We start from the raw sequence: 10,742 nt of genomic DNA, 5'->3' as shown, positions 1-10,742 counted from the left end.
CCATAACGGTCGGACGGTTAGTGCGCCGCTGTTCCCTACCTACTCTGGAGTCAGACCGCCACAGCGGCACCAAGATCCAGCGCACCTTCCATCCCCAGGTCAGGAGCTACTGTTAAAACCGGCGTGTCGGACACTCGTGATCGCATCCAGGACTCCTCGATCTTGCTGTCCAGCTGCGCAGTCACCGGAACGCGACCAAAGGCGGCCGCGAGCGCATGAACAGCTAACCTGGGCGGCATAGCATTCCCCACCTGCTGAGCCCAGCCTTGCCCCGCCCATTTGTAGTCGAGGGGGAACGTTTGCAGCCGACCAGCTTCGGCGGGAGAGAACCGTTCCTGTTCGTCCCCCATGTGGTCGACAATGCGGTTACGCGAAATCTTGCCGGTCACCGTGGCCGACGGCTGATCAGAAGTGCGCCGCCCACGCGCGGAGGGAATTCCGCCCGAGCCGTAGTTGGACACAACCTCGAACCACTCGCCCCGCTTCAGAGCCGAACCCATGGTTTCCCATGGCAGCAAATGCGATTCTCCGGTTCCACGCACCATTCCCGCTCGGTACGCCTGGTGCGTGGGCACCGGACGGATCGGCGAAACTGTCCGGTTGGCGAGCAGCACTGCTCGGCGGCGGGTCTGCGGCACACCAAACTCTTCGGTTCGTAGAACTGTGCACACAACTTTGTAACCGAGCGACTCCAGAACCGGCTTCATCGCCTCCCACACGGGTAGGACCGTCTGAACCTGTTCGAGGACCACCGCTTCGTACGGTCGGCCGGCACCGTGCGCTTCGAGGACCCAACGCAGCGGTTCGAGCACCAGTCCGGTGCGCTCGTCATCGAGGCCCTTGAGCGAAGATGACACGTCTTCAGCCCGAGCCATGCGATCTACCAACTTCAGCACATCATCGAGAGCGTCCCGTCCGCTACCGGATCCCGCCACTGTGAACGTCTGGCACGGGGGCCCACCGGCAAGAATGGTTGCATTGGGGAATTCCTTCGGACCTAGCTCACGAACATCACGATGGTCAGTATCCAGGCCGGCTTCGGTACGTGTTGCATGCGCATCGTCGTCCCATTCGACTCCGTGGGTACTCATTCCGAGCCAGGTCGCAGCGACATCGATGCCTCCGGGACCGGCAAACAGGTCGACAACCGAGTGCGTGGACAGATCACACTGTGCGCTGCGATTGTCTTCCATAACGGCGAAGTTTACGACACCGATGGTCGACTCCAGCCACCACACAGCCGCATTGTCGCCTGGTCATCGTAGAGTCTGCGTCGAATGCGAATTCGCCCGTGACGACCACCACCGCATCCGAGATGTAAGGACCGACGCACCTCATGGCCAAAGTAATTGCGACCATAAACCTCAAGGGTGGCGTCGGAAAGTCCACAATGACCGCCGCACTCGCCGAGTTCATGGCGGGCATGTTCGGAAAGAGTGTTCTCCTGATCGACCTGGACCCCCAGACCAATCTCACAACGATGATGATCGGGACCGAACACTGGCACGAGCTCAACAACTCCGGTCGCACGCTGAAAGCACTGTTCGAACAGGCCCTCGATTCGCAAGCGCCAAAGTTCGACATCGACGATGCGATTCAACGAAACGTGTCACCGCTGGCGAAATTGGCCGGTATCGACCTCCTGGCGTCGTCACTCGACATGATCGAGATCTCCGAAGAAGTCGCAGCGTGGCAATATGACGAGCCAGATTCGCTGCAACCGCTTCTAGTTCTCAAAGAAGCTGTCGACACGGTGAGAGACCACTACGACTACATACTCATCGATTGTCCGCCCAATATGGGGATCATCACGCGCAACGGACTGATGTTGGCCGACGCGTACGTAATTCCGACGATTCCCGATGTGCTGTCCACGTACGGCATCCCGCAGATTCAGAAGCGCGTACGGATGTTCTCCGAAAAAACTGGACATCACGTCCAAGCCCTCGGACTGATCATCACCAAGTATCGCGCGAACACCAACTTGCACCGAAACACCATCCAGCGGTTGCAGAACGCGGTCCTCGACTACGACGCGTTGCCTGCTGCAGAACGCAAGCTCATCGAACGTCCACCCAATGTCATCCCCTATTGGATACCCGAGGCGACGGACATCGCAGCAGCAGCAGAGTTCTTCGACTTCGGCACCTTGAAGAACCGCTACGGCGGGGGCAAGAAGGTCGACGATCTGAGAGACCTCACATCCCACGTAATGACGAATGTGGAGATCTACACGTGACACCAATCAACGACGAACTCGTCGCCGCCCAGACGGCGTTCGAATTGTCGATCAACAAACTGGCAGCTCAGGATCCGAACGCCGCGATCATTGTGCTGACAATGGGGAAACTTGTCGCAGAACACATTGCCGTTGGGGATGCCCGCCCTAGCGCCTCGCGGACCATTCGAACGGAAACCAAAGCCCGAAGAGTCAGCACACCAAGGGCACCAGCAGTCCTTGATCCCTTCGCAGCTTTTCGCAGCGACGGAGAAGATGGACTGCGCAAGGAACTGGGTGGTCTGGATCTCGAACAACTCCGAGACATCCTGCACCAATACGGGTTGGATCCCGACAAGCGCTCGATGAAGTGGAAGACGGCCGGCAAGGTCAGGGAACGCATTGTCGAGCGCGTCCGTGCTACGAGCACGCGCGACAACGCATTCCGCTGATCCAGTCCTCAGATCGACTCCAGAGTCTCGCTGAACAATCCGTGATCCTCATGACCGTCCTCTGGCGTTCCGAAAAGCAAGGCTCGGTCCAGATACCGGTTTCCCAACTCGCATGAGGTTTCCGGCAACAGAACGCAAGCATGGCACGCAGCCAAATTCATCGCATCGGCGCCCGCACCCTGAGATTCGATGCAGACGGGATCGGCTGAACACCAGGACATTCGAGCCAAACCCTCTGCGAGAGCTGGGCCCAGCCGTTCGGTTTCTGCCTGCGATGCCACTCCACCGAGGCTGCCTGCGGAATCGGAACTTGCGGTGTAGATCAACACACCAGCCATGCCCGTATCGTCAACATAGAGCCGCTCTCGCAGTGACGCCGCCGGATACCCTGCTTCAAGCGACAATTGGTCGATCACCACATGCGCAAACGTATGAAGTGCAACACGAATCAGACCCGTCACAGCTCGTTCGTCGGGTCGCTGCAACGCGGGACCGGCAACCTTCTTGAACAAGCTCCACCGTTCGACCGGAAAACTCTCCTGTGCCCAGTCCTCCAGGGCATCTCGATGAAAAGCAATAAAAATGCCCTCGCCGATCACCTCGATCGCGGGCAGCCAGTGCGTCTTGTCCGGCGACAATGCGCACAGATTCTCTTCGTTGTCATCAAGCCTGGTAAAGCCATAGAGCGCGCGCACTTCCCGCAACCGAGTCACCTTGCGAACGTCGGAAATCAAGTGCTCGAAGTCGACGGGCACATCTCTTTCCAGGCACACAAAATCATCGTCAAGGCTCTCTTGTTCGCGGCCTTCGACAAGAGCGGCATATTCCTGACGACGGAGTGCCTCCTCGGTAAGCAGGTCGTCGAACGCTTCGCCTCTGCGCCGTTCCAGCTCGGCCTCGATCTGCTGCACCGAGAAGCGACGAGAGTACTCGGCTAGGTTACGCAGAAGTGCCGGTGTCACTGCCTCCGGGTCTCCGAGCGAAACCCAATGGCGGTCAACAAACTTGGCAAGTGCTTGAGAATACGGCGGGATCGAAATTGCCGATCTGACGGCAGGCAACCAGACGTTGGACGCACCACGCTGAACAGCCCGAGGTGCCTCTTCGCAGTGCTGGGACTCGTCGGGCCCCAGCCATGGGCGACGACCGGCACACTTACCGAACTCGGCCAGTGCCATCGGACCAGCTGAACCGTCGAGGGTCCTGGGTTGCACACCACAGGTACAGGTCAATTCCAGGTCGGCGAGCGACGAAGTCCGGCCCTGGGCGCGCAGGTGCATCGTGTGCTCCGATCCGCCATCTTGGCCCTGATGAAGCCATCGGAAGTAGGGGAATTCGTCGATATGCCCACGCGTACAGGCAATAACCAGACGGAACGGGCTCAGTTCCGTTCGCTTCTCACACGAACAGCGAGCAACTTCTCGATCGTTGGACAACTTTCCAATGGAATCGATTCGCCTGCACGACGGGCAGACCTGTGTGATGGGAAATCGAATCACCGGTATGTCGCGCTTGCGCTTCGATCCTGCTGGGGGAGCTTTCAGCTCAGACACTCCGAGACTTCGCGCAAGACGCGGTTCACTGATGAGGTCCGCATCACGCGCCTTCCACTCGTGAATGCCGGCAATCATGTAACTCGTTGTCTCCGAAGGAAACAAACTTCCAACCCCGTAAGTGCTCAGCAACTGAGTGCGACGAGCCTTGGCAACTGTCATGACTGACTCCTCATTCGGATCGTGTACAGAGCACTCTCCGCATCGACGTCGCGCAAACTCATCAAAGTGGGCCAGGGCGTCTCGGTTTGGGTGTATTCGATGTTGTCATCAGTGAGTGCAGACGAAGGCTCGACCAGAAGCGCGTCCATCGAATTCTTGCGATCCTGATACTTCATGGAATCGCGGGCCTTCGCCTCCGCGATCCACACCTTGAGCATTTCGTTCAACTGCTCCACGGTGTCTTCACTCTCGTCGCTCGATGTCGCTTCCACCCGTCGTTCGATGGTAGAGATCAAGTTTCGAAGCTCCGCCTCATGCGCCGGCGCAGCATGCGCGCCCCCCTCGCCCGACATCGGACCGATCATCATGCGCGCGAGGGACACAAATACCCCATGCAACCCTCGATCTCGCGCACGCGCAGCGAATGGAGTAGCGCTCGTAGCTTCTACGGCACGGTAGAGGGCCTGGTGAAACGGAACAAAATTCTCGAAATGCGACCGATCTCGCGAACGAGCGGAGTTGAAGATCGTGACAACCAACCCGGGATACTTCCTACCCACGCGACTTGTAGCTTGGATGTACTCGGAGCTCGACTGAGGTTGTCCCATGACAGTCATCAACCCGAGCCGATCGATGTCCAACCCGACCGAGATCATGTTCGTGGCCAGAACGATGTCATCGGCGGTCCCCGAATCGTATTTCCGCTCCAGACTCTTGAGCCGCCTAGGGATTTCCGCTGACGAAACGCGACTGGTCAACTCATTCGCAGACTCCAGCCGGCGCGCCTCAGTGCCGCCACGCCTGGATACGACGTCCAGTCGCTCACGAACGTCTCCTTCGACCTGCAGCATGGCACTGCCGAGTACTCGCAAACTGTTGAAGTACCCCAAGAGTGTCCAGTAGGGATCCCGAGTGGAGTCCTCGGACTCGATGTCCTGGGCTGCCTGCAGCAACGCACCATACGTCCTCACGAGGAGAGTCGCGTGGCTCGTGCCCGGACTCATCACACCTACGTACATTCGAGTTCCTGCAGTGTCGCGCGGCGCCGGCTCAGCAAAGAACGACTGATCGGGATCAATTCCTGGGGGTGGGAATTGGCGCGACTCCCGGTCGAAGACCATCTTGATCTGCTCATCAGACCGGCGGATGGTGGCCGTCGACGCGATGATCTTAGGTCTTGATCCGGGCGCTCCCCCCTTCCCCGGAACCGAACACGCGACATCCACTGCCGTCTCGTACAGACCGACCATCGACCCCAAAGGTCCGGATATCAGATGGAGCTCGTCTTGGATGATCAGATCAGGCGGGCTACCAACTCCGTCTCGCGCGAAGAGCTTTCCGACATCGGAACGCCAGGCCATCATGGCGAACTTGTCTACCGTGCCGAGAATCAGCTCGGGTCGATATTCGTAAATGTCCTCATCCACAACATAAACCGGCAGTCCGGCCGCAAAGTCGCATGCATTGTTGCGACAAGCGATAACGAGCTTCGGCTCAGGACTGGCAACGACCGAATATTTCGTGTGATCGAGAGTCTTTCCACACCAAGGGCACTGCGTCAGCTGGACCGGATTCGCCTCGGTGATCTCGGTTTCCGATCGCAGAGACCGCAACGATTTCTTTGCCTCGAGGAGCGTATTCGGTGTTCCCCCCCGACCTACCCACAAGCCGATCGAGAACGGTCTCGCGCCCAAGCTGCCGTCTGTAATTCGAATTCGTTCGAGAGCGCACATCAACATCGTCGCGCGTTCGAACTGCTGAATTGTCAGCAGCCGCAAGGTGTACCGCATGATTACAGCTACGCCAATGGCGGTGTCATCGCGAATTCTCCTCAGGAGAACGATGAACGCAACCAGTCCCAGGTACGCTTCGGTTTTTCCGCCACCGGTAGGGAACCACAGCAAATCCGCGACGCCGCGCTCCGGGTGCTCTCGGTCGGAGATGCTAGGGAGATTGAGCAGGATGAACGCGATCTGAAACGGATACCAACTTTGATCAATTCCGTCGCCGACAGGACCGGTGGCACCGGCACGAACCCAGACCTGTCGGGCACGCTGGGTTTGCATTGCAGAGTTTGCCAGGCGAAATGCCCGGAGAACCTCAGAATCGTTGTCGAGCAGCTCGATTCCCGATTCTATGCGATTCGCGGCCTCGCGCGCATTCTCGAAGTGAACGTCTGCGGTGCCCTCGAGCGATTCAGGAATGTTCGTCTTGCCGGCCTTCACCGACCCTTCCAGCTCGCTGATCCACTCCCGATATGCGGTGACAAGCTTGCCCAACGTGGCGACCAGAGTCGCCTTGTCTGCTTCCGCGAGAAAAGACATTCTCAGATCGACGTCGGGTCCGACCTTCCCAGGCCGGGCGCGGGAAACCTCGTGCGTAGGCAACAGCGTCGTGGCGATGCGATCGGTGGTCGCCTCGACTCCACTCCAGGTGACGGCGCATCCGTGCCCGATGCCGAAGTTGCGTGCATTGCGGTACATCAATTCCGCCGAGAGCAAGTCACCCTCGCCGCCGAGCCTGTTCGGCGCACTACGGTCGACGATCGCAGGCACTTCGGTTGTCACGACAAGTTCGACCTGGAACCAGGCACTCGCGTCTTTGAGTTCACCTTTGTTCACCGAAAGCTTGTTCCGGAGAACGGCGGAGACCGTCACCTTACCGTCGCGCGGTGTCCGAGTCAGAATGTACAGCTCCAAGCCTGGTGCAACATGCAGCTTCACTGCACCTTTCGTGGCCAGTGAATGGCGCACTCGTTCTGGCGTACATGCCTCTCTGGTCCAGGCGGTAGGCCGACTCCGTCCTCTGCGGCGTTTGCCACCCTGGTCTTGGTCGTCGAGCGTCTCGGAAGGTCTGTATCGTGCTGCCGACACATCGAAAGACACCTCGGATACCAGACCAACATCGACTGTGAACGTCAAACCCATCGACGAGGGGTAGCGCATCAAGGATTGCGCAACAGGTGAATCACTTTCACCTTCAATGGAATCCGCTTCGGCACTGTCGGGTTCCGGCTCCTCCTGCAGGGGCTCATCCGTCGGCCACAGCACGCCCACGACGTAGCGATCCAACGGTGGTTCTGCGAGCACCTCCGACGCGCCCTCTCCCTGACCGAGAAGATCGAGTTTGAGCTCCTCGACCATCTCCGCACGGAACCCGTACATCGCATCCAGCTCGGTCATGACGGTTGTCAATTCTTTCCATCCCATCTCGTGTTCCAGTCTGGTTGGACAAGGCCGGCGAGCCGGGGCACCAGCCAGATGCCGGAATCACCGATTCCCAATTCGTCGCTGACTTCAGGTGAACCTGCGACAGATTCAATCGACATCGTCGTTGCACCATTCAAAATCGTTGGCCAACGGGCATTTCCAATCATGAAAATTCTCCTGATATCTCGCCCGAACTGCTCGGATGTACGCGCAAATGCGACACCATCGGAATCCTTGACCAGATAGATTGGCGCATCGCGATGGGTCCACTCCAGGTCCAAAACCAGTGTCACAGTTTGGCCGACGAGAGTACCGGCGGCAAGCAGACTCTGAACAGCAGGAGCGTTTTCGCCGCATTCGAAGGGTTCGTCGGTGTCCATGTCATTGAACCTGATTTCAATTGCACGAGTTCGCTTTCCACCCTTGCCGAATACCTGTTCCGTCCAGCGCCCAACAGATGCCGTGTCCTTCTTCATCCACGACTTCGTCGCTTTTGGTGCGCAACGTACGATTTCGTCGCGCGCACGGCTCAGCGCGACATAGTTTCGCCGAGCGATGGCGAAGTCGTCGTCATCAGGTTCGTAGTCTGTGTCGAACAGGAAGACCCTTTCGAATTCGAGGCCCTTCGCACGATGGACAGTGGAAACCACAACGTCCTCCGTGGCATCTGCCAACAATGCCGTCGGGATGCCGTATCCACCGATGACACGCCTGATCCTCGAGAGATCGAGATCGTTCGGAAACTGCGTCCGACCTTCGGATTCCTTGAGCAGATTCCATGCATCGATCGGGTCAATCACCGACGTATTCTGCAGTGCAGCAATAACATCCTCACGGCGGTTCATGTTTCGCGGAAGCTGCCGAGCAAGCTCTGCAACCCATGCCCGAGCGCCATGCTCTTGTGCAGTACGCCGCAGTGTATGACGGATGTTCAGGGCGGTGAGCTGTTGGGATACACACAAAGCGTCACCGTTGGTCTTAGTCAGGATCGCGGTGCTCCGTCCAGCGCGGTAGACATCAGTGAGCCACGCCGAGGAATCGACGCTTTCCAGCCGGGAAATGAAGGCATCAACCTCTTCACGTGCTCGCGCTCCGCTGTCCATCTCACGGAGGCGAGACCCTAGCTCGACGACAGCAAGAGGGTCTTTCCCCCGCGCACGGAAATTCCGTTTCAGACCCGTCGATTCAACATTCGCGAGACCGCGCAGCTCACTGATCACGTCCAAACGCTGGGTTTGTTCTTCCGGGGAAAGCTGGAAATCGTAGAGCGCCTGATTCGGATCGCCGAGCGCAGTGAACCCGACCTCGTCCCCGAGTCGATCGATCAACGCCAGCACGAGCTTCGCACGCTGCCCGACGAGGTCCTGCACCTCGTCGAGAACGACATGCTGAATGTCTTCCAACATCGGCAAATCAGCGTCTTCATCAGTCAAAAGCCCAACAGCACGTTCGATTCTTGCGTCGAAGTTGCCTTTTGGATCCTCACCCGCATCGATGATCACCCGGTTGGCAAACGAGTCGAAAGTACGAATCTCGGCCTGCGCCAATACCCGTGCTTCCAATCGACTACGAACAGCGGATACTGCTGCTCTGGAAAAACTCAGAACGAGCACTTCTGTCGACAGGGACAAGTCGCACTCCCTTGCCAAGTGATCGAGTCTGGCAGCAACAACTTCGGTCTTTCCCTGCCCCGCGCCGGCAACTACCACAAGACGGTCATCAGTGGCCGCCTCAGCTACTCGGCGTTGAAGTTCATCAAGACCGGTAACGGTTGAACCAGAATCGATCTCGAGCGATTGCGAGGGGCTTTCGCTCGCATCGATCGAGAAAGCGGGCGCCACAACCGACGCGGCCGCCGCAGCGCGACGGCGGTCACGAAAACGGGTAAGGATGTCGACGGGGTTTGCCCGCGCCCTGAGCCGGTCGCGAAACTTCGGTGTGTCCGAAATCGTGACAACGATTGAATCTGCTGCGACGTCTATCGGCTCCGTGCCGGTTCCGGCAGGAAGCTCCAGACGAGCGATCAGTTCCGCGAGTCGTTTTTCCACCAGGCTGCCCCAGCGGCCCCTGGTCGCGTCTGAAATTTCAGCCTGTGTTTGCTCGGCGAGGTCGGGCCAAGGCGCCAGTGTCGTGGTCACCGCGTCCTTCAGTCGCTGAATTTCACTCTGGTCCTGTTCCGCTGAGGATTCTCGAACCAGAAGTGCGGGGCTCATCGTGAGCGTCCACGTGACGTCGCTTCCCCATTGCCGATGGAGAGCCCTGGCAACTGCCGGACGGACGTCGTCGAATACACGGCTACGAACATGCGCGCCGACCGGGAGATCGTTCCGTTCGAGGACACTCGTACGGAACTGGAGCGACTCACCACCGTCTGCGGTCAGCCCGGTCGATCCAAGTTCGATGAACATCGGTTCAGCAGGATCGATGGTCAGAGCAATCCCACGCACATCAGTACTCGAGGCCGTTTCGTCATCCCCAAGGTCGCCTTCAGCACCCTTTGCGATGATCCGCACCAGTCGCGCCGAGCGGAATGCGATACGGGTGTCAATTCCATGCTCAGGAACGACCAGACGCCACGCTGCGATGACGGTATCGACTGTCCGAGCAGACAGCGAAATCGCAGTCTCGAGCTCATCAAGCACGTCGTACAATTCGGCGCTCTCTTGAACACGGCGCTGGAAGCGCCTCCACGTGTTCCACGTTCGGCGGTACTCACCGAACAACTCACTCAGGTCGAGGCCGTATTCGCGATAATAGAAGGGGGCGTATGTATGAACTTCGCTCAGATCAACGACCAGTCCTTCCGCCGACCAGTCGCCCAAGTCGGAATCGTCGATGAGCTCATCCAACGGCCACGGCAACGGTGGGGGAATCTCCGTGGCAACGGTGTTTCCGCGCAGAATCTGAATTCCTACCGCCGTAGCAGTAACAAATGCGGCGAGTTCACCGAAGGAATCCGTCAACGGGGCTGTGAACGCATTCGAACCAACGCTGTTCACCAGGTTGCGTCGGCCCCGTTCATCAGCAGCCCGGGCTTGGACGAGAATCGCACTGAGCGACGCCACCGCGTCTTCTTGTACTCGAGAACTCACCCGGCACTCCTCTCCACCGCCAACCGAATAGCACGATAAGAGACTATCCGTCCGGT

General features: G+C 58.6%; 6 protein-coding genes. 2 read left to right on the top strand and 4 right to left on the bottom strand.

Going from position 1 to position 10,742, the window contains the following annotated elements; translation table 11 throughout:
* Positions 1-50: 50 nt before the first annotated feature.
* Positions 51-1,193 (bottom strand): DNA cytosine methyltransferase, encoded by a 1,143-nt coding sequence (locus tag AC1Q61_RS09200; RefSeq protein WP_082900760.1) that lies wholly within the window; start codon positions 1,191-1,193, stop codon positions 51-53.
* A gap of 143 nt (positions 1,194-1,336) precedes the next feature.
* On the opposite strand from AC1Q61_RS09200, the gene AC1Q61_RS09195 reads away from it, so the two are divergent.
* Together AC1Q61_RS09195 and AC1Q61_RS09190 are read left to right on the top strand one after the other, a co-directional pair.
* Positions 1,337-2,239 (top strand): ParA family protein, encoded by a 903-nt coding sequence (locus AC1Q61_RS09195; RefSeq protein ID WP_042922676.1) that lies wholly within the window; start codon positions 1,337-1,339, stop codon positions 2,237-2,239.
* Positions 2,236-2,670, top strand: coding sequence for a hypothetical protein (locus AC1Q61_RS09190; RefSeq protein WP_252194246.1), 435 nt, complete (start codon positions 2,236-2,238; stop codon positions 2,668-2,670). The genes AC1Q61_RS09195 and AC1Q61_RS09190 overlap by 4 nt, the downstream gene beginning before the upstream one ends.
* 8 nt (positions 2,671-2,678) lie before the next feature.
* On the opposite strand, the gene drmB is transcribed toward AC1Q61_RS09190, so the two are convergent.
* The 3 genes from drmB to AC1Q61_RS09175 are packed head-to-tail and all read right to left on the bottom strand — an operon-like array spanning position 2,679 to position 10,416.
* A complete protein-coding gene (drmB, locus tag AC1Q61_RS09185) occupies positions 2,679-4,385 on the bottom strand; it encodes a DUF1998 domain-containing protein (protein WP_042922678.1) in 1,707 nt (568 codons plus the stop codon).
* Positions 4,382-7,567, bottom strand: a complete 3,186-nt coding sequence (locus tag AC1Q61_RS09180) for a helicase-related protein (RefSeq protein ID WP_492650829.1) — start codon at positions 7,565-7,567, stop codon at positions 4,382-4,384. The genes drmB and AC1Q61_RS09180 overlap by 4 nt, the downstream gene beginning before the upstream one ends.
* 8 nt (positions 7,568-7,575) lie before the next feature.
* Positions 7,576-10,416, bottom strand: a complete 2,841-nt coding sequence (locus AC1Q61_RS09175; RefSeq protein WP_492654883.1) for a UvrD-helicase domain-containing protein — start codon at positions 10,414-10,416, stop codon at positions 7,576-7,578.
* Between the last annotated feature and the right edge of the window lie 326 nt (positions 10,417-10,742).

The sequence above is a fragment of the Rhodococcus sp. MPR-R1B genome, from assembly GCF_058793255.1.
The sequence above is the reverse complement of the archived record's forward strand: the minus strand, read 5'-3'. Positions and strand labels throughout refer to the sequence as shown.